At 63.1% G+C, this 22,969-nt stretch carries 20 protein-coding genes; 12 read left to right on the top strand and 8 right to left on the bottom strand.

The window, feature by feature from the left end; genetic code table 11:
* Positions 1-88 precede the first annotated feature (88 nt).
* The 3 genes from QRN04_RS11765 to QRN04_RS11755 are packed head-to-tail and all read right to left on the bottom strand — an operon-like array spanning position 89 to position 4,206.
* Positions 89-1,702: a helicase HerA-like domain-containing protein gene (locus QRN04_RS11765; protein WP_284976221.1), complete on the bottom strand. Its 1,614-nt coding sequence runs from the start codon at positions 1,700-1,702 to the stop codon at positions 89-91.
* Between the two features lie 9 nt (positions 1,703-1,711).
* Positions 1,712-2,230, bottom strand: coding sequence for a GNAT family N-acetyltransferase (locus QRN04_RS11760; protein WP_284976220.1), 519 nt, complete (start codon positions 2,228-2,230; stop codon positions 1,712-1,714).
* Positions 2,227-4,206, bottom strand: a complete 1,980-nt coding sequence (locus QRN04_RS11755; protein ID WP_284976219.1) for an FAD/NAD(P)-binding protein — start codon at positions 4,204-4,206, stop codon at positions 2,227-2,229. The genes QRN04_RS11760 and QRN04_RS11755 overlap by 4 nt, the downstream gene beginning before the upstream one ends.
* A 296-nt stretch (positions 4,207-4,502) precedes the next feature.
* On the opposite strand from QRN04_RS11755, the gene QRN04_RS11750 reads away from it, so the two are divergent.
* The 5 genes from QRN04_RS11750 to QRN04_RS11730 are packed head-to-tail and all read left to right on the top strand — an operon-like array spanning position 4,503 to position 9,816.
* Positions 4,503-5,468, top strand: coding sequence for an amino acid ABC transporter permease (locus QRN04_RS11750; protein WP_284976218.1), 966 nt, complete (start codon positions 4,503-4,505; stop codon positions 5,466-5,468).
* Complete coding sequence (locus QRN04_RS11745; RefSeq protein ID WP_284976217.1) at positions 5,465-6,340, top strand: amino acid ABC transporter ATP-binding protein; 876 nt, start codon at positions 5,465-5,467, stop codon at positions 6,338-6,340. Before QRN04_RS11750 ends, QRN04_RS11745 begins: the two co-directional genes overlap by 4 nt.
* A gap of 10 nt (positions 6,341-6,350) precedes the next feature.
* Complete coding sequence (locus QRN04_RS11740) at positions 6,351-7,376, top strand: ABC transporter substrate-binding protein (RefSeq protein WP_284976216.1); 1,026 nt, start codon at positions 6,351-6,353, stop codon at positions 7,374-7,376.
* Positions 7,373-8,461, top strand: a complete 1,089-nt coding sequence (locus QRN04_RS11735; RefSeq protein ID WP_502868792.1) for an LLM class flavin-dependent oxidoreductase — start codon at positions 7,373-7,375, stop codon at positions 8,459-8,461. Before QRN04_RS11740 ends, QRN04_RS11735 begins: the two co-directional genes overlap by 4 nt.
* An 8-nt stretch (positions 8,462-8,469) precedes the next feature.
* Positions 8,470-9,816, top strand: coding sequence for an NtaA/DmoA family FMN-dependent monooxygenase (locus tag QRN04_RS11730; protein WP_284976214.1), 1,347 nt, complete (start codon positions 8,470-8,472; stop codon positions 9,814-9,816).
* A gap of 315 nt (positions 9,817-10,131) precedes the next feature.
* Here the strand turns inward: QRN04_RS11730 and QRN04_RS11725 are convergent, their stop codons facing one another.
* Entirely contained in the window at positions 10,132-10,596 is a 465-nt protein-coding gene (locus QRN04_RS11725; RefSeq protein WP_284976213.1) for a GNAT family N-acetyltransferase, read from the bottom strand.
* Between the two features lie 77 nt (positions 10,597-10,673).
* Between QRN04_RS11725 and QRN04_RS11720 the strand changes: the two genes are divergently transcribed.
* Positions 10,674-11,603 (top strand): threonine/serine dehydratase, encoded by a 930-nt coding sequence (locus tag QRN04_RS11720; RefSeq protein WP_284976212.1) that lies wholly within the window; start codon positions 10,674-10,676, stop codon positions 11,601-11,603.
* Between the two features lie 44 nt (positions 11,604-11,647).
* On the opposite strand, the gene QRN04_RS11715 is transcribed toward QRN04_RS11720, so the two are convergent.
* Entirely contained in the window at positions 11,648-12,640 is a 993-nt protein-coding gene (locus QRN04_RS11715) for an ABC transporter substrate-binding protein (protein ID WP_284976211.1), read from the bottom strand.
* 269 nt (positions 12,641-12,909) lie between these two features.
* Between QRN04_RS11715 and QRN04_RS11710 the strand changes: the two genes are divergently transcribed.
* Together QRN04_RS11710 and QRN04_RS11705 are read left to right on the top strand one after the other, a co-directional pair.
* Entirely contained in the window at positions 12,910-13,899 is a 990-nt protein-coding gene (locus tag QRN04_RS11710) for an LLM class flavin-dependent oxidoreductase (protein ID WP_284976210.1), read from the top strand.
* 100 nt (positions 13,900-13,999) lie between these two features.
* Complete coding sequence (locus tag QRN04_RS11705; protein ID WP_284976209.1) at positions 14,000-16,636, top strand: trehalase-like domain-containing protein; 2,637 nt, start codon at positions 14,000-14,002, stop codon at positions 16,634-16,636.
* 19 nt (positions 16,637-16,655) lie between these two features.
* Here QRN04_RS11705 and QRN04_RS11700 read toward each other — a convergent pair whose 3' ends face one another.
* Positions 16,656-17,582, bottom strand: a complete 927-nt coding sequence (locus QRN04_RS11700; RefSeq protein ID WP_284976208.1) for an AEC family transporter — start codon at positions 17,580-17,582, stop codon at positions 16,656-16,658.
* Between the two features lie 109 nt (positions 17,583-17,691).
* On the bottom strand, positions 17,692-18,291 hold the full coding sequence (locus QRN04_RS11695) for a TetR/AcrR family transcriptional regulator (protein ID WP_284976207.1): 600 nt from the start codon (positions 18,289-18,291) through the stop codon (positions 17,692-17,694).
* A 199-nt stretch (positions 18,292-18,490) separates the two neighbouring features.
* Between QRN04_RS11695 and QRN04_RS11690 the strand changes: the two genes are divergently transcribed.
* The 4 genes from QRN04_RS11690 to QRN04_RS11675 are packed head-to-tail and all read left to right on the top strand — an operon-like array spanning position 18,491 to position 22,483.
* Positions 18,491-19,951, top strand: coding sequence for an APC family permease (locus tag QRN04_RS11690; protein ID WP_284976206.1), 1,461 nt, complete (start codon positions 18,491-18,493; stop codon positions 19,949-19,951).
* A gap of 19 nt (positions 19,952-19,970) precedes the next feature.
* Positions 19,971-20,762, top strand: a complete 792-nt coding sequence (locus QRN04_RS11685; RefSeq protein ID WP_284976205.1) for a MoaF C-terminal domain-containing protein — start codon at positions 19,971-19,973, stop codon at positions 20,760-20,762.
* A gap of 28 nt (positions 20,763-20,790) precedes the next feature.
* Positions 20,791-21,123 (top strand): cupin domain-containing protein, encoded by a 333-nt coding sequence (locus QRN04_RS11680; RefSeq protein ID WP_284976204.1) that lies wholly within the window; start codon positions 20,791-20,793, stop codon positions 21,121-21,123.
* Between the two features lie 10 nt (positions 21,124-21,133).
* Entirely contained in the window at positions 21,134-22,483 is a 1,350-nt protein-coding gene (locus tag QRN04_RS11675) for a flavin monoamine oxidase family protein (RefSeq protein WP_284976203.1), read from the top strand.
* Here the strand turns inward: QRN04_RS11675 and panD are convergent.
* Positions 22,480-22,911: an aspartate 1-decarboxylase gene (gene panD / locus QRN04_RS11670; RefSeq protein WP_284976202.1), complete on the bottom strand. Its 432-nt coding sequence runs from the start codon at positions 22,909-22,911 to the stop codon at positions 22,480-22,482. The genes QRN04_RS11675 and panD overlap by 4 nt on opposite strands.
* Between the last annotated feature and the right edge of the window lie 58 nt (positions 22,912-22,969).

The raw sequence follows: 22,969 nt of genomic DNA, 5'->3' as shown, positions 1-22,969 counted from the left end.
AGAGCGGGTTTTCTCCACCGTGTGGAGAAGTCCGACGGCGGGTGGCAGCCAGGGCTGCCGCCACCCGCCGTCGGGCTGGAAAGTACGGCTAGCGGCGACGCCTTGAGGACGTGCCGAAGACGCCCCGCATGAGGTCGCGGCCAAGTTGATTGCCCATGGAACGGGCCATGCTCTTCAGGCCTCCACCCAGGACACCACCGAGGGCGCCGGCAATGTCACCGAACATACCCTCCTGCGGCGAAGCCTGCTCGGGAAGGGGTGCCGGAAGGGGTGCGGAGGGTGCCGGAAGGGGCTCGTTAGATATCGGAACCGGGGGTTGCCCGGGGGCTGCGTCGCCAGTGGGCACCGCATCTTGATCGCGGAGCTTCTCGTAGGCGGAGATGTTGTCCACTGCCGTGCCGTACTTGGCCAGGAGTGAGGATGCCGCCACAGAACTGCGGACAAGGTCATCTGCGCTGGGTCCGATAACAGATTCGGGGGCACGCAGGCGCGTCAGGGCCACGGGGGTGGGAGCGCCTTTCTCGTTCATGACTGTGATGACGGCCTCGCCGATCCCAGCCGAGGTGAGGGTTTTTTCGAGGTCGTAATCACTGACCGGGAACGTGGAGACTGTGGCTTTGAGCGCCTTGGCGTCCTCAGGGGTGAAGGCCCGGAGTGCGTGCTGCACGCGGTTGGCCAGTTGCCCGAGGACGTCCGCCGGTACGTCTTTGGGTGTTTGGGTGACGAAGAAGATGCCCACGCCTTTGGAGCGGATGAGCCTGATCGTGGTGGTGATGGCTTCGAGGAACGCCTTGGAAGCGCCGTTGAACAGCAAGTGGGCTTCGTCGAGGAAAAAGACGAGTTTGGGCTTGTCCAGGTCGCCGGCTTCGGGGAGGTCTTCGAACAAGTCCGCCAGGAGCCACATGAGGAAGGTGGAAAACAGGAGCGGCTTGGTCTGGAGGGTGGGAAGCTCAAGGCAGCTGACCACGCCGCGGCCATCGGGGGCGGTGCGCAGAAGCTCGGCGGTATCGAACTCCGGTTCACCAAAGAATTTCTCCATGCCCTGGGCTTCCAGGTTGACCAGTTCACGCAGGATCACCCCGGCCGTGGCCTTGGAGAGTCCGCCGAGATCCTCCAGTGCTGCTTTGCCCTCGTCGGAGGTGAGGTACTGGATGACGGCGCGGAGGTCCTTGAGGTCTACGAGTTCGAGTTGTCGCTGGTCCGCGAAGTGAAAGATCAGCTGCAGGCTCGACTCTTGTGTGTCGTTGAGGTCCATGATGCGCGAGAGCAGGATGGGCCCGAACGAAGAAATGGTGGCACGGACCGGGATTCCGTTGCCGTCACCGCCAAGGGAAAGGAATTCCACGGGGAAGTTCTTTGCTTGCCACTGCTGGCCCAGGGATTCGGTGCGAGCGGTGAGCTTCTCACTGGGGGTGCCCGCCGTCGCCAGTCCGGAAAGATCACCCTTGATGTCCGCGAGGAAAACCGGCACCCCCGCCGTCGAGAGCTGTTCTGCCATCATGTGCAGCGTAACCGTCTTGCCTGTGCCCGTGGCGCCAGCCACCAAGCCATGCCGGTTCATCATGGCAAGGGGCAGCCGGACCTGGGCTTCTTTGTGGACGACGTCGTCCACGATCGCGGCACCCAGCTCAATGGTGGCACCTTGCAGGGTGTACCCCTGCTGGATGGTGGCGAGTTTTTCAGCAGTGGGTTTGTTGGCCATGGGCATAGCTTAGCTGGGCAGTGCAAGATCCTTGCTGAACGCCAGATGCTTGATTTTCTCGGGGTCCTCATGGAGGTCGAACAGTGCTTGGTAGCCGGTGGCGAGGTACAGATTCTTGGCTTCGGGCTGGCGCGGACCGGTGGTCAGGTACAGCTTCCTGTACCCGCGACGTCGCGCCTCGTCCTCAAGTTCGGTCAGCACCCGGCGTGCCAGCCCGCGGCGGCGGTGTGCCGAGTGGGTCCAGATCCGCTTGAGCTCCGCGGTGTCCTCGTCGTAGCGGCGGAACGCGCCCCCGGCCACCGATTCACCCGCTTCCTGGATGATCATCAGCGCTCCATGTGGGGCCTCAAATTCCTCGGCGGGGTACCTGTTCATTTCCTCGGATGCGCCCCCGCTGCTGAAAAAGTCTCCGTATCGTGTGGCGTATTCAACGGCGAGTTCATCCAGGAGTGGCCGGACGCGGGGGTCGCCCATGGGCAGGCTGAGGACGGTAAGGCCCGACGGCGGCACGGTAGGCGTCGTGGTCATATCAAACCTTTCGTGGTTGCGTCCCCGAGTTGGGTTGCTGGGACTCGGGATGCGGCACCCGCGGCGATAGTGGACAGGACCCGGCGAGCCAAAGCATCATTTTCCCGGAAGGGGGCAGCGTTGGTATTGGGACGGGCGAAAGCTCCCGCGCCCCAACCGGACGTCCACGGACCGACCGCGAACAAACCCTTCTGTGGTGTACCAACTGGGGAGAGGACCTCGTGATTCCCGGAGACCAGAAGTTTACCGGTTGAGTGGGTCCCCTCGGAGGTGAGCAGTCTCTGTTCTGTACCTCGTCCGGCGTCGTGCAGGTCGGTCAACGCAGGATTCGCTGAACGCTCCACCGAGGCCGAAGGCAACCGGGCCACAATATAGGCAGCGGCGCCCACCACCACAGGTGACTGGAACGAGCCCGCCACAAACCGGCCAGCCGATTCGTCCGCGCGCACCCACATGCCCGGCCCAAGGAATTTCAGGAAACCGGCACGCTGAAGCGCGAGCATCTCGCGGAGCCGGTGCGCCGGGGGACCGGAATCAACAAAGCTGAAGAAGCCGTGCCACCAACCATGGATCGCCTGCTGGGAGCGGGCATTCAACCGCTCCTGTGGAACCAGCCGGCCCAGATCCATGTAAACAAACAAAAGCGCAGTGAACAACGCCAAAGTTTCGGAGTGCTCCGGGCTGGTACGCAGGTCAAGGTCGCGCTGGATATACGCGGACACGGATCGCTGCACCGCGCCGTGATCGGAGAAAGCGCAACCGCTCAGCGGGTGGTCCAGCCTTTCCAGGTCCAGCCACGATGCCGGATCAGGCACAGACGCGGCTACCAGGTCTTCGCGGCCGGGGCTGTACCAGTCCAGGGCATCGAACCGGGCCTCGAAACTGGCCCACGTACCCCGTACCCGGAAGGGATGGCCGGTGAAGAGCTCGCGGTAATATGCGTAGCCCGCGTCCTTGGCGATCAACGGCCACAAGTGCGCACGGAAGTCGAGTTCCGCATGTGAGCCGAGCAAAGATTCTATGGCGGATGCCGTAAAGTACCGGGGCCGTGCGGCTGGCTCACCGAGGAGTGTGGAGGAAATCTTGGAGTGGTACGGCACGCCTCGTCGTGACCCTGCCCAGACCCGCGGTTCGGCTCCGGATGGCAGGTAGGCGAGTTCGCCGTCGGGCCCCTCTTCAAAGCGGCCACCGCGGCCCTCGAACAACAGCACCAACAGATCCACGAACGCCAGGCCCATACCGGAGACGATCACGTCCTGGCCAGCCCCAATAGCGGAGTAGTCCACGTCCGTGGTGTACGACGGCGGTGCATGGAACCCGCCGTGCCGGGCGGCGAAATCGCTGAGCCCGGCAGACTCGTCATCCGGCAGGGAATCGGTGTGGCCCAGTGCGTAAACCACGACGTCGGCAACCACCTCCGCACCTGTTGCCAACCGGATGCGGTGCGTACCGTCGTCGTGCCCGCGATGGGTGCCGGACGAGGCTGAAGCAGGCGAAACGGCGGTTGCGGTGTCGCGATGCACGGTGACTGTGACGTCCGTGCCCAGAGCCGAAACGGCGCGGCGGAAGAACCACTCCAAGTACTTACTCTGAAGCTGCCGCGTAGGAAAGGAAGCGGGTGTGAGGGCGCGAAGCTGCTCGAGCACATGCGGCTCCAGCACCGGAACGTCCCGGATGCTGCCGTCCAACACGCCCGCGGCCCACGTGGAAAGCCCCGGCCCGTCCACTGCGGGACCGTCGCAAACCACCGAACCGTCCGTGAACATGGTGACGTCAGCCGCGGTGGAGTTCAGCAGCAGGCCCGGGCTCTGGTCATAGCGCCAGATCCTCCCGGACCCCGGCTGGTGGGGTTCGATGACGTGGACGTGCAAGGGACCGTCGAACAACGACGGACGGTTGGCGGCAAGCCTTTCGAGGACTCCAGCCGTACGCGGGCCGCCGCCGATGAAGGCGATGGCGGGAACTCGTGACGGCATGGGATCTCCTGAACGGCCTGGCAAAGGGAGGGTGGTGCACCCAATGTAGGAAGGATGGGCCGCGCTGGTCGAGGAGCTGGTAACTGCCGTTAACTGCGCGTCATGCCGCGTCAATGAGCGCAAAAGAGGGACGCAATCAGCGGTCACCGGAGCGAAGTGTGACGTTCCGGGAAGCTACAAGAAGTCACGCTAAGTCCGGTGAAGAAGTGCAAATTCCCGCCTTGCTGGGCGCTTTCCTGCGGCCCTAGATTGGCAGCCATCCGATAGCGAACAACCGATCTGAAATGAGGTGGCGCATGAGTGCACTAGCATCGCCTGCCACGGCGGACACTGCACCGCCCACCCCGGATTACTCCGAGTACAAGCTGGTCCCCGCCCGGCGTCCATGGCGTTGGGTTGGCACCGTGGTGGTGGCTGCCGGCGTCGCCGCGATCGCGTGGTCCTTGGTGACCAATCCCCGCTGGGAGTGGGGCGTGGTGGCTGAATGGTTCACCGCTCAGTCGGTAGTCAACGGGCTGATCGAAACCCTCAAGCTCACGGCAATTTCCGGTGTCCTTGGCTTTGTGCTCGGGTTCATCCTGGCCCTCATGCGCCTATCCGCGTCTCCGCTGTTGGTCTCGGTGTCTTGGACGTTCTCCTGGATCTTCCGCTCTACGCCGCTGCTGGTCCAGCTCCTGCTCTGGTACAACCTTGGCTACCTTTACGAGAAAGTCAGCGTGGGCATACCGTTCACGGACGTTCGCTTCTTCGAGGCGCAGACCACCACGCTGATCAGCCAGTTCGCCGCCGCAGTCTTGGGACTTACCCTGAATCAGGCCGCGTACTCCGCGGAGATCATCCGTGGCGGCATCCTTTCGGTGGACCAAGGCCAACTGGAGGCCGCATCCGCGCTGGGTATTCCGGCCTGGAAGCGCTCCACGAGGATCGTGCTCCCACAGGCCATGCGCGCTATCTTGCCCAACGCCTTCAACGAGATCATCGGCCTGGTCAAGGGCACCTCGATCGTTTACGTTCTGGCCTACTCCGAGCTCTTCTACACCGTCCAGGTCATCTACAACCGGACGCAGCAAGTGTTGCCGCTGCTGCTCGTTGCCACGCTCTGGTACGTGGTGATCACCTCGGTGCTCAGCGTCTTCCAGTACTACATCGAGCGCCATTTCTCCAAGGGCGCTTTGCGGAACCTGCCACTCACGCCACTGCAAAAGGCCCGGAAATTCTTCGCCACCCACGTTGCCGCTTCTCCCACGAAGGACGCCCGATGAGCATCACCGCTGCACGCAAAGAATCGACGACGGCGGCCGCTTCGGCAGGTGCCGGCCACCTGGCTCCGCCGCTGGTCGGTTCCAGGACAGCCTCCGGCGGCCAGGTCGACATCACCAACGTCCGGAAGTCCTTCGGTGCAACCGAAGTCCTCAAAGGCGTATCCCTATCCGTGCCGCCCGGCGGCGTTGCGGTGATCGTCGGCCCCTCCGGCTCGGGCAAGTCCACCCTGCTGCGCACCATCAACCACCTGGAAAAGGTGGACGGCGGCTACATCACTATCGACGGCGACCTGGTGGGCTACGAAGTCCGCGGAAACAAGCTGCATGAGCTGCGCGAAAAGGACATCCTCAAGCAGCGCACCAACATTGGCATGGTGTTCCAAAACTTCAACCTGTTCCCGCACCTCACGGCGCTGGAGAACGTCATCGAAGCGCCTATCGTGGCGCAGGGACGTTCCAAAGCGGAGGCACGCAAGCGGGGACTGGAACTGCTGGACCGGGTGGGTCTCAAGGACCGGGCACACGCGTACCCCCGCCAGCTCTCCGGGGGCCAACAACAACGTGTTGCGATTGCCCGGGCGCTCGCCCTGAATCCCAAGATCCTGCTCTTCGATGAGCCAACCTCCGCGTTGGACCCTGAACTTGTCAACGAGGTCCTGGACGTCATCCGGGAACTCGCCAAGTCCGGCACCACATTGATCGTGGTTACCCACGAGATGGGTTTCGCCCGGGATGTCGCGGACACCGTGGTCTTCATGGACAACGGGCTGGTTGTCGAGTCCGGCACACCGCAGGAGATCTTCACCAACCCTCGCGAGGAACGTACCCGCAGCTTCTTCTCCAAAGTCATCGAACCGGCTTTCAACATCTAGGACACCCTCCATGCTTCGCATCACCCGTATCCCCGCCGCAGCACGCAAAACCAGTTTCGCCGCAGCACGCAAAACCCGGCTCCCGGCACTTGCTGTACTTCCCGCCGTCGTGCTCGCTGCACTGGCGGGGTGCTCCGATCCCGGTGCGTCGGCCGCCAAACCGGCCTCCCAAGCGGCGAAGAACGGCGTGGTGTACAACACCTCCGTAAACCAGAACCGTATCCGCGATGAAAAGGACGCAGCCGCCGCGGCCAAGGTTCCCGCGGCCATCTCCAAGGACGGAAAGCTGACCGTCGCGACAACCGCCGGCGCTATCCCGCTGTCCTTCCATGCCACGGACGACAAGACGCCGATCGGCGTTGAGGCGGACATCGCCCAGCTCGTGGCCGACAAACTCGGCCTCGCCCTGGACCTTCAAGTGACATCGTGGGAGAACTGGCCGCTGAAGACCCAGTCGGGCGACTTCGAAGCTGTCTTCTCCAACGTGGGCATCAACGCAGCACGGGTGAAACTCTTCGATTTCTCCACGTACCGCGCAGCGTACATGGGCTTCGAAGCCAAAAAGAGCGCCAGCTACGACATCAAGGGCCCGGACGACATAACCGGCTTGAAAATCTCCGTTGGCTCGGGCACCAACCAGGAGAAGATCCTGCTGGCGTGGAACAAGGCACTTGAGGCGAAGGGAAGGGCGCCTGCCACACTCCAGTACTACTCTTCCGACGCCGACACCATCCTGGCGCTCTCCTCGGGCCGCACGGACCTGAACCTGGCGCCCTACCCGTCGGTGACGTACCGCGAAAACACCCGGGACGACCTCAAGGTGGTTGGCAAGGTCAACGCCGGTTGGCCGTCTGAAACGCTGGTCGCAGCGACCACGCTGAAGGGCAACGGCTTGGCTCCTGCCATCACGGACGCCCTGAACTCCGCCATCAAGGACGGCTCCTACGGCAAGGTCCTGGAACGCTGGGGCCTTTCCGAAGAAGCTGTGCCGGAATCCAAGACCGTCACAGAAGCAACCTTCGGGGCCGGCGCATGAACTTTCAAGCCCTACGAACGTCAGGACCAGAAGTGAGCAGCAACAACAACCGAGCCGGGTTCCTGGCCATTGAGCTCGACGGAGCAGGGTATGAGAACCTCGCCGCTGCCGTCCTCGCCGCAGAATCCGCCGGCTTCCATGTGGCAACTTTCAAGGACTCGCCCCAAGCCGGCCGGGTGAACGCCCTGCAACGCGCTGCGTTTGCCGGACCGGTGACCCGTGCCATCGCTGTGGTTCCGGAAGTGGACACCGTTTACACCGAGCCGTTCCACATCTCCACGCAGCTCGCGAGCCTGGACTACGTGTCCGGAGGGCGCGCCGGATGGATCGCGACCGCAGCAGAGTCACCGGAGGCCGCTGCCGCTGTCGGGCGTTCCTTCGTTACCTGTGCGGCGCTCGGCCAGGAGGCCGCCGCGTCGATTGAGGTGGGCCGTCGCCTGTGGGACTCATGGGAGGACGACGCTGTGATCCGCGACGTCGCCACGGGCCGTTACATCGATGTCGACAAGCTGCACTACGTCGACTTCGAAACGCCTGCCGACTTCAGGGGCACACCCTATTCCGTGAAGGGCCCCTCCATCATCCCCCGGCCGCTCCAGGGGCAGTTGCCTGTGCTGGCGGCAGCATCATTGGTGGGGGAAGGCTTGGTTCCGGTCGAGGCCGTGGACGCTGTACTGGTTTCCGCGCCCACGCCGGAGTTGCTTGCCGCCGAGGTCCGGGACGTGCGTGCCCGGCTCGGTGCGTCGGTGGCGGTTGTTGCGGAGCTCGACGTCGTTCTGGACTCGCGCGGCGAGACAGCGGTTTCCTGCGCCCAAACGGAGCCGGAACATGCGCGTTTTGTCGGTTCTGCCTCCGGCCTGACCGATCTGCTTGAGGCCTTGTTGAAGGAGGCCGACGGCGTTCGCCTCCACCCGGGTGTTGTGGACGTGGAGCTCGAGGAGCTTTCGCGCCTTGTCCTCCCGGAACTGCGCAGGCGGGGCGCTTTGCGGGCACCCATCCAGGGCGGCACCTTCCGCGACGTGCTGGGCTTGGCGCCGGCGGAAAACCGCTATTCGATAACCGCCGCCGCTGCGGCTGGAAAGTAGGAACCACCATGTCACGCGACGTTTTCCAGCCCACGGGGCAGATCCAGTTCGGCATCTTCTTCCAAGGCGTCAACTCAGGCACCATCTGGAAGGCTCCGGAGTCGGGCTCGCAAACCGACTTCGAGTCGTTCCGTCATATCGTCCAGACGGCCGAACGCGGGAAGTTTGCAGCTTTCTTCCTCGGCGAGGGGCTGCGCCTGCGCGAACATCTGGGACGGCCGCATGCCCTGGACGTGGTAGGACGCCCGGACGCGCAGACCATGCTCGCTGCGCTCGCCGCCGTCACCCGAAACATCGGCCTGGTTGCCACCCAAAACACCACGTACAACGATCCCGCAGACCTGGCGCATCGGCTGTCCTCGCTGGATTTGATCTCAGCGGGCCGCGCCGCCTGGAACATCGTCACCACGGACAACGCGTGGACCGGAGCGAACTTCCGCCGAGGTGGGTACCTGGACCATGCTGACCGTTACAAGCACGCTGAGGCATTTGTTGAAACGGTCAAGCGCATATGGGATTCATGGGAGACGCCCTCCGGGCCAGCCCGCCCCGTCCGTCACGAGGGCCAGCACTACACCGTGGACGTCACACCCCGCCTGCCGCGCAGCGCCCAATACCGCCCCGTGCTTTTCCAAGCCGGCGACTCCCCGGAAGGCCGCGATTTTGCTGCCCGCCAAGCTGACGTGATCTTCTCGGCGCACCCAAAGCTCGATGACGCCGTGGAGTTCCGCCGAGACATCGTTACCCGCTCTCTGGAGGCTGGCCGGGGTGCCAATGCTGTGAAGATCATGCCGGCCAGCGAGTTCATCCTGGCCGCCACCGACCACGAAGCCCAGGAGAAGAAGGCCTGGGTCCGCAGTTTGCAGATCGGTCCCCAGCAGGCTCTCGCATACCTGGAGCAGTTCTGGGGTCGCGAGCTTTCCTCTTACGATCCCGATGGCCCGCTTCCCGAGATCGCCCCCGTGGTCGAGGAGACCTCCGAAACCCGCGGCAGTGGCTTCCACGGAGCCAAGGCCCGGCAGCTGGCAGATCAGTGGCGCGCTGAGGCCAAGGACAAGGGCCTGTCCATCCGGCAATTCGTGACTTCCCGCACCGCCAGGGTGGATGCCACGTTCACCGGCTCTTACACCGCAGTGGCCGACCACCTCGCCGAGTATGCCCGCGTCGGGGCCGTGGATGGCTTCAACATTTCACCGTGGCTCATCCCCACCGGCTTGGACGACATCGTGAACCACCTGGTCCCCGAACTCCAGGAACGCGGCGTGTACCCCACCGAATACCGGGGCGCCACCCTGCGCGAAAACCTGGGCTTGGAGACACCGGTGCGGTCAGAAGGGCCGGTGCAGGCTTCGTGAGGGAGTGGCTGAAGACTTTTGCTGGATCATTCCTTCGTCGCAGGTTTGGAGGCCAGCCGCCACGCGGGCTTTTCTCCTTGAACCGGGGAATGATCCAGCAGAATTCCTTGCCTGCGACGCCGGCGGGCCGGACTCGTGCCCAGTTCAGCGACCCCTCGCGCGGGACGCTGAACCTTCACATGACTGTGTGGGGCCAGCCGCTGTAGTCGTCAGGGCAGCTAGAGAAATTAACTGAAGATGTCCCAGCCGTTGCTGATGGGTCCGTAGGGCCCGTACAGGGCTGTGATGTCGGCGCCGGTGGTGTAGCTGATGAGGCTACCGTACTTTCGGCGGAATGCTCACGGGCGCTGCGGGCGCCACCATGAAGATGTCGATCGGATCCTCGGATTCCAGCACGAACCCATGCTTTTCATAGAGACGGCGGGCGGCGCTTCCTTGGAGGACATCCAATCGGAAGGGTCGCTCATCCACGGAAGCTTCCATGACGTGCCGAAGCACCGCGCTGCCGAGCCCTTTGCCCTGATGCGCCGGGGCCACATAGAAGTGCTCAACCCACCGCGCGTCCGGCTCAGGACGAACCGCAATCACCCCCGCATCGACGCCATCGGTGTGGATCACATAGGCGTGCTCCGGTTGGAAACCGTTGAGGAAGCGCTCGCGGACTCGCACAGGGTCATACCGATCCAGCCGCTCCAGGTCCGGACGCATCACCACTGCCCTGAGCTCGGCGATCCAGGCGGCGTCGGTGGCTACGGCGGGGCGGCGGGTGAAGTCTGGCATGGGAACAAGCCTAGTCCGCGGGTCTGCACAGCCGCTCCAAGGCACCCTAGGATGAAAGTCGGACGAAAGGTGCACGGATGGTCACGCGCGAAGAAGTGGAAGCGGCTTACTCACGGACGGCAGGCTGGGTCCGCCACACGCCCTTGGCCGAGAGCGGCAACCGGGAGCCCTACAACCTTTGGTTCAAGTGCGAGTACATGCAGCACACCGGCTCCTTCAAGGCCCGCGGTGCGTTCAACCGCCTGCTGTCAGCCCGGGAAAATGGCGAGCTGGACCCCGAGATCGGCATTGTGGTCGCCTCCGGTGGCAACGCCGGCCTGGCCAACGCCTATGCTGCCGCCAAGCTGGGAGTCCCCGCCACCGTCTTCGTCCCGGAATCCGCGCCAGCCAACAAGGTCCACAAGCTGTACGCCATTGGTGCCCGGGTAGTCCAAGGTGGGGCCGAGTACGCCGAAGCCTACGCTGCGGCCATTCGCTTTTCCGAAGACAAGGGCGCGGTTTACTGCCATGCCTACGATCAGCCGGAAATTGTTGCAGGTGCCGGGGGTGTGGGCCTTGAGCTGCTGGACGAACTGCCCGACGTCGACACTATCCTCGTCGCTGTCGGCGGAGGCGGGCTGATGGGCGGCATCGCAGCGGCGGCAGAGGGCAAAGCGCGTGTTGTCGGCGTCGAACCTGAGACGGTCCCGACCCTGCACACGGCCTTGACGCAGGGTGGGCCCGTGGATGTGGCGGTGTCCGGAATCGCCGCGGATTCCCTGGGTGCCCGTCGCATTGGCGAGATCGGCTTTGGCGTCGCGCGTCGCACCGGCGTCCGGAGCGTCCTGGTCACCGACCAGGACATCATCGACGCCAGGCGTTCCCTGTGGGAGGAATACCGGATAGTGGTGGAACATGGTGCCGCAGCTGCCTACGCGGCCCTGCTTTCACGGACCTATCAGCCGCACGACGGCGAGACCGTTGCGGTAGTTCTCTGCGGCGCCAACACCGACCCATCCCACTTTTAACGGCCTGCCACTTCGGGTACAGGCCTGCCACTCAAGGTGCGGGCCTAGGACTTAGGCAGGCCGGCCGGGTTCAGTTCAGAGGCGGGAATGGCCTCGGAAGAAAGCCCCCAATGGTCAAGGATCTTGCCGTAATCGCCGTCTTTGATCAGATGGTTGATCGCAGCCTGTGCAGCGGCCGCCAAGCCGTTGCCCTTCTTGGTGGTGAAAGCGATGTCAGCCTGCAGCGGCCAGCCGCCGTTGAGGGTACCCACCTGCTTGGTCTTGCCGTCCTTGGCCGCTTTGTAGGCCGCGGAAGCGTTGGGGCCAAAGGTCAGGTCCGCGCGCCCGGACTGCAGGGCGAGCTGGGAGGCGGAGTCGTCGTCGTAATACTGGAAGTCGACCGGCTTCAAGCCGTTCTTCTTGTTTTCCTGGTCCCAACGGATCAGGATAGCCTCCTGGTTGGTGCCGGAGCCCACGATGATCCGCTTGCCCGCCACGTCCTTGGCTTCCTTGATGCTGGAAATACCGGAGTCGGACTTGGCGTAGAAGCCCAAAAGATCGTTGCGGTAGGTAGCAAAGTCGAACTTTTCCTTGCGGGCTTCGGTGACCGTGACGTTGGACAGGACTGCCTCGTACTTCCCGGATTCGACGCCGAGCGGCCAGTCGGCCCACGCCGCGGGGACTACTTCCACCTGCAGGCCGAGGGTCTCGCCAATCGCGTAGGCGAGGTCCACCTCGTTGCCGATAAGGGTCTTGTTGTCCGTGGCGAACAACGTCAGCGGCGGTGTGCCGCCGGTGGAGGCCACCGTCAGTTTGCCGTCTGCCTTGATGGCGTCCGGTACCAGGGCCGCAGCCGCCGAATCAACACTGATCTTGATCCGGTCCTGTTGCGGTGTCAGGTTGAAGGCTCGCGCAGTTGAGCTGGCTGAAGCGTTCGGCGCCGAGGCCGCCGGCCCGGCTGCCGCCGTCGCGCTTGGATCCGAGCAGGCCGCGAGGCCCAGAAGAGCAGTGGCGGCCAGCGCTGCGGTGACGCCGGTCCTGGCTGCGAAACGTGCCATGTAAACCCCTAAGTTATCTCTGATGCGTGCTTGTGGCTGCAACTATCCGGCAGACCCTAAAGGAGGGTCAAAGCGCTCTGAAACGCTGGGATACAAGGGGTCACAGCGGTTAATCGGAGGTCGGGCAACGTCATAAAACCGTCCCGGGAAACAGAGGTAACCCAAGCGCGACGCAACTCACAGAAATAAGGCGGGTGCCGCCGTCGTTGTCGATTAAGTGCCCGCTAAGCAAAGCGCTGGGCCGCGAAACGTACCGAAAGGCATTCCCCGTGACTGTTCCTCTTTCCATCCTCGACCTGGCGACCATCGGAAAGGGCCAGACGGCAGGGGAAAGCCTTGCGGGCAGCGTTGCCATGGCGCAGAAAGCCGAGGAGCTGGGATACCGCCGTGTGTGGTACGCCGAGCACCACAACATGTCCGCTATCGCTTCATCGGCCACGAGCGTACTGATCGCCCATGTTGCCGCGCACACCAAGAGCATCCGCCTGGGGGCAGGCGGCATTATGCTGCCCAACCACTCCCCGTTGACCATTGCAGAGCAGTTCGGCACCTTGGAGACCCTTCACCCGGGGCGGATCGATCTCGGTTTGGGACGCGCTCCCGGCAGTGACCAGAACACTATGCGTGCCTTGCGCCGGGACCACATGGCCGCCGACACCTTCCCGCAGGACGTTCTCGAGTTGCAGGGTTACCTGACCGGACCCACCCGCATCCAGGGTGTTGAGGCGACGCCGGGTAAAGGCACCAACGTGCCGCTGTATATCCTGGGGTCTTCGCTCTTTGGAGCCCAACTGGCCGCACAGCTGGGGCTGCCGTATGCGTTCGCTTCACACTTTGCCCCTGCCGCACTGCGGGACGCCGTGGCGATCTATCGCCGCGACTTCAAACCATCCGCCCAGTTGTCAGAGCCGCACGTCATCGCTGGCGTGAACGTCACCGCAGCGGACAACAACGCGGAGGCCCAGGCCATCCACCTCGCTGTGAAGCGCGCCCGCGTCTCCTTGTTCTTTGGTGGCGGCCGGGAGTTCACTGATGACGAGGCGGACATGGTCCTGGACTCCCCGCAGGGCCAGCACATTGCCCAGATGATGAAGTACTCGGCCGTGGGCACACCGGAGGTGGTGCGCGATTACCTGGACGAATTCGCCCGGCACGCGGACGCTGATGAGCTCATTGTTGCCCACCAAAGCACAGGAACCGAAGAGCGGCTCCGGTCCGTGGAACTCGTAGCGGAGGTTACCGGGCTGGTCCCGGCGTAAGTCTCCCAGCGTAAGTCGGTAACGCATTCGCAACGGCGGAGCTATACAAGCGAAACCGGCCGGGCGGACACTGGGATAGTCCGCACCGGAAGGATTCGCTATGCCCACACCGCTGAACCAAACAGTCGCGGCCTCCGCACTGCTCATGAAGTCCCTGCCATTGGGATTGCTGCGGACGTTCGTCCAGTCGAATGCGGATCAGGGAATAACCCCGGAGTTGCTCGCCGAGCTAAGGGTCCTGTCCCGTGTTCCAGGTCTGCTTGTGGCCTGTAACTACGGCGGCACCCTGTGCTCAGCCGAAGGAGTGTCCACCGAGACCCTGCCACTGGACAGCGCAGCCGTGGCACTGCGGGCCTTGGCCGCGTTGCCCAATACCCACACGGCCGTCATTTCCGGACGCTCCTTGCGGGATCTGGCAGCGGTCTCCAGGCTGCCCGCGGAAGTTCATTTGGTGGGTTCGCACGGCGTCGAGTTCGACATGGGTTACGCCTACAACCAGTCCTTGGCCACGGACGCGCTGCTTCAGGAGGTGGTAACGGCCCTCACCGAGGCCGTCGCCTTTGAAAAGGGCATCAGGATCATGCGCAAGCCTGTGGGCGTCGGCGTTCACACCCGGCCTGCGACGCCGGAGGTCAGGGAACGCGTCATCTATCGTGCCCAACAGATCGCCATGGAATTCGGATTGTTCTTCATCGTGGACGGCACTGTGCTGGACCTGACGGTGGAGGAGCCAGCCAAGGGCCGCGCCCTGGAACAGCTTCGAGCGAGCCTGGGCGTGAGCGCGGCTCTTTACGCCGGTGATGCCGAAAGCGACGAGAAGGCGCTCGCCACCCTTCGGGGTCCCGACCTCGGCCTTCACGTCGGATCGGGGAATACGACGGCGGCACACACCATCCCGGACCCGGAGGCCTTTGCGCGGGTGCTGGCCTTGTTGTTCGAGATGCGCCGGGCGTGGTTGTTCGGCGAAGACGCGGTAGGTCTTGAACGGCATTCCATGATCGGCAACGGGAGCTCCACGGCGTTGCTCACTCCGGATGCGAAAATCTGTTGGATGAGCCATCCGTTACCTGACTCGGGCTCACTGTTTGCCCACATCCTTGGTGGGGATCCGGCCGGGCACTTCAGCATCGAACCCGTGAAGACGTCGCCCGTGCTTGCCCAGCGATACGTGGACAACACCATGATCGTGGAGACCCGTTGGGCTGATGTCACGGTGACGGACTACCTGGAACCTGCTCCGGAAGGTATCACCAGCTTGGTCCGCGTGCTCTCCGGGACTGGTACGGCCCGGGTGGTCTTCGCGCCACGGCCGGACTACGCCAGCGCGCCCTTCAGCATGGAAATCCGCGGCGACGAGGTCCATGTAGTGGGGACCTCCGACCCGATCATCCTCTCCGCACCGGGAGTTACCTTCCGCGTCACCAGTGACGGCAAGCATGCCACTGCGACGGCCGACGTTCCTCTCTACGCGGGTCCTGTGGTCCTGAACCTGCGCTGCGGTGACACCGAGCCGCCCCGCGCGGACCCCGACGGAGAACCCCACCGGCGGGCCGCCGTCGGGCAGGTTGCGCGGGAGTGGGTCAAGACGCTCCAGCTTCCCAGCATGAAACCGTCGCTGGTGCGCCGTTCGGCGCTGGTGCTGAAGTCGCTGGTTCATGAGCCCACGGGCGCTGTACTTGCGGCGCCCACCACGTCCCTGCCCGAAGGCGTCGGCGGAACGAGGAATTGGGACTACCGGTACTGCTGGCTGCGGGATGGGTCCATGACCGTCAACGCCTTGGTCAGCCTTGGCTCCACGCATGAAGCCGACGGGTTTTTGAGCTGGTTGGGACGCATCCTGGAGGATGCGCCCGGGCCTGAGTGGCTGCATCCGCTCTACTCAGTGACAGGCGCTCCGCTGTCCACCGAGGCGATTGTGGAGAGCCTGCCCGGCTATGCCGGGTCGCGGCCGGTGCGGATCGGGAACGCCGCGGACCACCAAGTGCAATTGGACGTGTTTGGGCCCATTGCCGAACTGATCCATGATTTGGCCGAGCGCCGCGGGTTCATGCCGGACGAGCACTGGTTCCTCATGGAGCAGATGGCCCACGCAGTCATTGCCCGCTGGCATGAACCGGATCACGGCATCTGGGAAGCCCGCCGCGCGCCGCGCCACCACGTTTATACCAAGGTCATGTGCTGGGTGACCCTGGACAGGGCTGTCCGCGCCGCAGCCCTGCACGGCCGCGAGGCGCACGCCGACTGGGCGTCCACGGCGGTGACTATCCGGGAACAAGTCCTCCACGAGGGTTGGGACAATTCTGCTGCGTCGTACACCGTTGCGTACGACAGTCCCGACCTCGACGCCGCCGTCCTGCACATCGGGTTGTCCGGGCTCCTGGATGTCCAGGACCAACGTTTCCTGGACACCGTGACCGCAGTTGAGCGGGATTTACGCGTGGGGCCTACGGTTTTCCGTTACAGGTACGACGACGGCCTGCCGGGGTTGGAGGGCGGGTTCCACATCTGCACCACGTGGCTGATCGAGGCCTACCTCGCTGTTGGCCGTTTGGACGATGCCTTGGAGTTGTTCAACCAGTTGGTGGCGTTGTTCGGACCCACCGGTTTGCTGCCCGAGGAATATGATCCTTCCACGGAAACCCACTTGGGGAACCACCCGCAGGCGTACTCGCATCTGGGCTTCATCCGCTGCGCGCAACTCCTGGACCACTACCTGGCCCGGGCCGACGTCGAATAGGCCAACTTGGGGGCGGCGTTTATGTCAGAAGCAGGGCCACCACGATCATTGCGGGCACTGCCACAACCGTGGTGATGAGCACCGTGTCCTTGGCTACCGTGAGCCCGGCCTGGTAGCGGTTCGCGGCCACGAACACGTTCTGGGCCGTGGGCAACGCCGATGTCACCACCACGGCGAAGAGTGCATGCCCGTCAATGCCCAGGGCGAACCTGGCAAAGAGATATGCCACCAAGGGGTGGACCACCAGCTTGAAGCCGCTTGCCAACAGGGTGTCCGTCCGGCGTCCGGCGTCCCTCTGAAGTGGTTTGGAGCTGTTCAGGCTCATGCCAAAGGACATCAGCATGGCCGGGATCGCGGCCCCACCTATCAGGTGGATCGGTTCAAGGATGAGCGAGGGAACCTGGAATCCCGTGCCGGCCGCGACCAGGCCCAGCGCAGAGCCCACAATCATCGGATTCCTGACGATCATCAGCAGGAAGCGCAGGGGAGTGGTGCGGTGGGCGCTGGTGCTGGCGTCGAGGGCCATCAGGTACATCGGTGTGTAGAAGGCCAGTTGGAAAATAAGCAGGGGCGCCACGTAACTGGCATCGCCCAGGACAAAAACCGCGATGGGGATGCCGAGGTTTGCCGAGTTGGCCAAGGATGCACTCATGGAGGACATCAGGGCCTCAGGCATGGTGCGCCCCAGCCAGAACTTCACGATCAGGAAGAAGATCAGGCCGGTGATCACAGCGCCCACCGCAGTGACAAGAAGAGGGGCAGCGAAGACGTCGTGCAGGTTGGCTTTACTCAGGGTCTCGAACAACAGCGCCGGGCTGGCAACGAAGAATGTCAGGGAACTCAGGACCGAGCGTGCGTTCTCGCCCAAAATCCCGCGGCGGCCAACGAACATGCCCACCAGAATGATGGCCCACACTACGAAAAAACCCGAGAGGACGCCGATCATCGCAGCGGCGAAGGGGCAGGGAATCGACGGGTCACGACTTCCAGCCTAATCAGTCCTGGGCGGCGAGTAAGCGTTTTCACGGTGGTGTCCCGTTATGCGGACACTGGGGTCAATGAACGGTGGGCTCTCCAGCGGCCCCGTTAGCCGGGCCGAGGACGGAAACCATTTGGCCCACCTGGCTTACCGCCGCCCTGATCTTGGCGGGGTTGCCAAAAGTGACGAACTGCAGCATCAGCCCGTCGAGTGCGGCAAATATCGCGAGGGATGCTTCGTTGCCCGTATCCAAACCGCGGCGCTTCAGGGCATCCTCAACGGTTTCGACGTAACTCGCGTACAAATGCTCCACCATGGCACGGATGCGGGGGTTGCGCCGTGATTCGAGGATCATCTCAAACTGGAACAGCTGAAGTTCCGGTTCGGCAGAAACGCTCTCGATGAGTGAATCTGCGAAGTTGCCCTCAAAGTCCGCGACGCCGGTCAGTCCGGTTTCTTGAATGGACCGCCGGACGGACCACTCCATCGTGGCTACCAGAAGGCCCTCCATGGAGCCAAAGTGGTGCGTGACCAGGGCATGGTTGACACCGGCACGCGCTGCGACCGATCTGTAGGTCGCCCCGCGCAGGCCTTTTTCCGCTACCACCTCCACCACGGCAGACAAGAGGGCGTCCCGTCCGTCTCCGTACGGCAACCGGTGTGATTCCTGAGCCATGAAGTGAGTCTATCGGCGGCAGCACACCCACTCTTGACACTCAGAACTATACAAACGTATAGTTCTGAGTGTGGCCGGCATCACTAGCCGCACATCAAGAGCAGCTTCAGCCTTGACGCCCCGGAAGTGACCGTGGGCGTAGGCACCCTATCCCTCCGCACTGGCGATGGAGCCACTGCATTTCGGAAAGAACAGCCTCATGAACGAACCCAGCCCCACCACAGCGGCTCCGGCCGAAACTCAATCTGCACAGCCTTCCCGTAGCAGCAGCAACGCGCGGCTCGGGGCAAACAAGCTTGGCGTCATCGCCATAGCCTTCTTCGCCATCGCCGCAGCGGCGCCCATGGCCGCCGTCGTGGGAGCAAGTCCGGTGATCTTCGCGGCGAGCGGCCCCGGAACCCCGGTGGTCTACGTCATTGCCGCCCTCCTGGTAGCCCTCTTTTCAGTGGGATATCTCCGAATGAGCCAGCACATCACAAACGCTGGCGGATTCGTGGCCTACATAGCCAAAGGACTCGGAGTTAAGTGGGCCACAGGCGGGGCCGGCATAGCCATCCTCACGTACCTCAGCCTGCAAATTGGTCTATGGTCGCAGTTTGGCGTTTTCGCTGCCCAGTTGGTCCAAGGCCTCACGGGCCTCGCAGTACCTGTCTACTTTTGGATCGTGGCCGTCCTGGCGCTCACTACGTTCCTGACCATGAAAGGCGTGGATGCCAGCCTTAGGGTTTTGGGCGTCCTAATTCTTGGCGAAACCCTGGTGGTTGCCGCACTGATCGCCTCCCTCATCGCCCAAAAAGGCATCGGCATCTTTACGTTCGCAGGGTTCACGGCGGGAAGCATCGTAGGCCCGGGCCTAGGCATCTCACTGCTGTTCGCCTTCGCCTGCTTCACCAGTTTTGAAGCCACGGTGGTGTTCGCCGAGGAGGCAAAGAATCCGCGTCGCACCATCCCGCGCGCCGCCTATCTGGTCATTGCGTTTGTGGGCGTCTTCTACGCGGTGTCCACATGGGCCATCAGTGGTTCGATCGGAATTGACGGGATCCAAGCGGCGGCAACCGAAAACCCCTCCGGCATGATCTTCGACCTCGCTGCCGCCAGTGCGGGCTCGTGGCTGAGCATCGCCATGCAGGTGCTGGTGGTCACAAGCTTTATCGCAATGCTCCTGGGATTGGCCAACATGTTCTCCCGGTATCTCTTCGCTCTTGGGCGCGCGGGATCACTTCCGGCCAAGTTGTCCTCGGTTTCCCGGTCAGGTGCGCCGTCTTTCGCCGGCCTGGTCAACTCTTTGGTCGTCCTGGTAGTGATCAGCGCTTTCCTCATCGCCGGCGCCGATCCGATGGCAACGGTCTTCGCCTGGTTCGTGGCCCTGGGCACAGCGGGCTTCATTTCCATCCTGCTTCTGACCTCAGCGGCCATCCTGGTGTACTTCGCCAGATCAGGGCTGAGGGACAACCTCTGGGTCACCACCATCGCGCCGGCCCTGTCGCTTCTGGCCTTTGTGGTGGTCGCCTACCTGACTTTGGACAACTACGACGCCCTGCTCGGAGGGGCGGGAGGGGTAGCCCGATGGCTGCTCCTCGGTATCCCGCTGTTCTTCATCGCAGGTATGGTCCGCGGAGCTCAAAAACCAACCATCAACTACGCAGCAGAAATCGTCTGACATCCCGAAAGGACCACGCATGACTACCACAGCTCTCCAAGACTACGTTCCAGAAGAAGAGTGGCCGCCCGTCTCCACTATGGTGGACGGATTTGGCGACCAGACGCTGCCTGCCTCGCCTGCACTGGTCAATACGAAGATCTCGCAGGAAACACCTGACGGTTCCCACATCGAATACGCGTTTCAGACCCCGGATACCCTCTCCTGGTCGGAAGGAAGTTCGGGAGGGACTGCCGCCTATAAGGCGATTGAGGCCCGCGAGGGCATTTTCATTATCGACTTCGTCCGCGGACAGGGTGCCGACGCCGAAAATGTCACCATCATCTTTGACCGCACCAACGGTGCGCTCACCACGGCCGTCTCCAAGTTCACGCCATCCAAGGGGAGCGTGCGCGCCTCAACAGACTTCACGCATACGAACATCAACGGACACCCCACGGTGCACCAACGGTCTTCGGCATTAGTAGGAAAGCGGATTTTCTACCGCTACAGCGACGTCGAATCCTACGAGCACATCTACCTGAACCAAGGCACCTTCACATGGCACTGCGTCCGCGGTGGAGAGGCCGGGTTGGCTGACACGGATCGCTGCATGGTGTGGGACGTTGCGGAGGATTTGTACATCTTCTTTTGGACCGAAAAGGTCATGACCGTGGAAGCGGTGCTCCTGATAGACCTCAGCGAAAAACGATCTATTGGGCGCATGTTTGGTTGGGACAATCCGACCGGAGAACCGGTTAGCCTGCCGTTCGATTCAAGACTCAGCATCCTGAACACCACCAACTACCCACAGGACACGCGTAAGCGCTGAGCGTGGTTCCCGATGACAGGAGTACCCCATGGCCCAAGTTTTTCACGCCCACCTCGACCAGACAGGCTTCGACCCTTTTGAGCTTGGAAGCGTCCAATGGCTCCGCCGTCCCGGTGATGACGGCAACGATTCGCTCAGCAGCGGTATCTGGAAAGTCACCCCTGAGCAAGCGCCTGAGCCGTTTGACCTCCCCATCGACCAGGACGAAACAATTTACATCATTTCGGGCCACCTCCGCATCGATGTCACGCGTGGTGAGACCTTCGAACTCACTGCAGGTTCCATGGCGTCCCTGTCCAAAGGCGCCATGACGCGATGGGCGGTCCTTGAGCCCACGGTCGAATTCTTCGTTTACAGCTAGGAGCACGCGCGTGGAAACTTCCGATGTGCTGATCATTGGTGCCGGGTTCGCCGGACTCACCGCGGCCCGCGAGCTGTCACAGCGCGGTCACACCACCACCGTGCTGGAGGCCAGGGATAGGATTGGCGGCCGAACCTATCTGGAGGAACGCCTCGGGCGCGACCTCGAGTTGGGCGGAACCTGGGTGCATTGGACCCAGCCATATGTCTGGGCAGAACTGGGCCGATACGGGATCCCGGCCGTCCCTGGACCGGATTTCACCAAGGCTTTCTGGGTGGCCGATGGTCTGCGGCGCGAGGGGCCCGCTGAGCAGTTGACGGAGTTGCTCGATGCTCCCAACCGAGCGCTCTTGGCTGACTCCCGCCGCTATTTCCCGCTGCCTTGGCAGCCGCTGACCAACACGGAGGTGCTCGCCATCGACGGGACCACGCTCTCCGAGGCCATTGACCGGCTTGCCCTCCCCGAGGACCAGCGGCAACTGCTGAGGTCCTTCTGGACGCTGAACTTCAATGGCAGGCTTGACGAGGCCGCGTATACGCAGGCGTTGCGCTGGTGCGCGGTAGCCAGTGGCGATTGGCAGCTCATGTTTGAAGCATGTGCCAGTTTCAAGATCGAAGGGGGCACCCGTCGCTTGATAGATGCGATGCTCGCTGACTCAAGGGCGGAGCTACAACTGAACCAACAGGTCCTCTCGGTTCGACAGGACCGCGATGAAGTGCGCGTGACAACCACGTGCGGAAAGACTTACGCAGCACGGCAACTCATTCTCGGCCTGCCTCTAAGCGTGTTGAACGATATCGACATCCAGCCGCCCCTGTCCCCTGTAAAAAGGAAAGCAGCGGCGAAAGGCCAAGCGGGCCGCGGTGCCAAACTGTGGATCAAGGTGAAGGGTTGCCACGAACGCTTCGTTGCCCTTGGGCCGGAGGCAGGCGCCTTGAACTTCCTCCAGGTCGAGTACATCGACGACGAATCCACGATATTGGTGGGTTTCGGTCCCGACGCCGGGGCCGTGGACGTGGATGACCTCGCTGCAGCACAACGGCATGTGGACGCACTGGTCCCAGGCCTGGAGGTGCTGGACGTAGCCGGGCACGACTGGGTTGCGGACCAGTTTGCCCAGTCCACGTGGCCCATGCATTACACGGGCTACCTCACAAAGTGTTTGACCGAGCTGCAACGCTCCGAAGGCCGGATACGCCTTGCCGGCTCGGACTACGCCAACGGGTGGGGCGGGTTCATCGACGGCGCCATCGAGAGCGGAATCGACGCTGCCCGCCACGTGGAAGCCGAACTGCTCCTGGAGGCGCGCTTACGGGACCAGGCGCGCTTACGGGACCAGGAGTTAGTGCAAAAAAGCTAGCTGAGCTGGGCGGCGTTGCTGAGGGCGTGCGGCGGGCGGAGGAGCCCGGGCGTGTGCGCCTCAGCGGGATCATTGCCGAGCCGGACGATGTGGTTATCTGCACCCACGTGAACGACCTTGGGTTGGTAGGCCCTGGCTTCCTCCGTGGTCATCTCGGCATAGGTAATGAGGATGACCGTGTCGCCGACATGGACCATGTGCGCGGCAGCACCGTTGATACCGATCACGCCGGAGCCGCGCTCGCCCGCAATGGTGTAGGTCTCCAGGCGGGCGCCATTGGTCACATCCACGATGGATACGAGCTCACCGGGAAGGATGTCGGCCGCCTCCAAGAGGTCCAGATCGACAGTGACGGAGCCGACGTAGTGGAGGTCGGCATGGGTCACCGTTGCGCGGTGGATCTTGGACTTGAACATTGTGCGGATCATAGTGCCTACAGTTTAGCGCGGCACCCTGTTCCAGCGCTGTGACGGATCTGACGTTCGA

It is taken from the genome of Arthrobacter sp. efr-133-TYG-104 (genome assembly GCF_030208915.1).
Lineage (GTDB): Bacteria > Actinomycetota > Actinomycetes > Actinomycetales > Micrococcaceae > Arthrobacter.
This window is presented reverse-complemented; position numbering and strand designations above follow the sequence as displayed.